Raw genomic sequence first — 465 nt, 5'->3', positions numbered from 1 at the left:
TACCAACGGTGACCGACCGTCTGATCCAGCAGGCCTTGCTGCAGGTGCTGCAACCGTTGCTCGATCCTGGTTTCAGCGAGCATAGCTACGGTTTTCGGCCTGGACGCCGTGCGCATGATGCGGTGCTTGCCGCTCAGGCGAATGTGCAATCTGGCCGCCGGATCGTGGTGGACGTGGAACTGGAGAAGTTCTACGACCGAGTCAACCACGACATCCTGATTGAACGCTTGCGTAAGCGCGTCCCGGATCAAGGCGCTATTCGTCTGATACGAGCGTACCTGAACAGCGGCATCCTTGATGGCGGTCTGGTCATGCAGCGGCATGAAGGCACACCGCAAGGTGGCCCGTTGTCGCCGCTGCTGGCCAACGTGCTGCTCGATGAAGTGGACAAGGAGCTGGAGCGCCGCGGTCACTGTTTCGTTCGCTACGCCGACGACTGCAACGTGTACGTGCACAGCCGCCGAG

The 465-nt window shown here is 60.9% G+C and carries 1 protein-coding gene; it reads left to right on the top strand.

What is annotated here, in order from left to right; translation table 11 throughout:
* The coding region (locus L7A20_RS11860; RefSeq protein WP_272879232.1) for a reverse transcriptase domain-containing protein at positions 1-465 on the top strand (465 nt) is incomplete at both ends.

Origin of the sequence: Rothia nasimurium (genome assembly GCF_928381415.1) — a bacterium.
GTDB lineage: Bacteria > Actinomycetota > Actinomycetes > Actinomycetales > Micrococcaceae > Rothia > Rothia nasimurium_H.
Note: the sequence above shows the minus strand (reverse complement) of the source record. Positions and strands in the feature narration are given on the sequence as shown.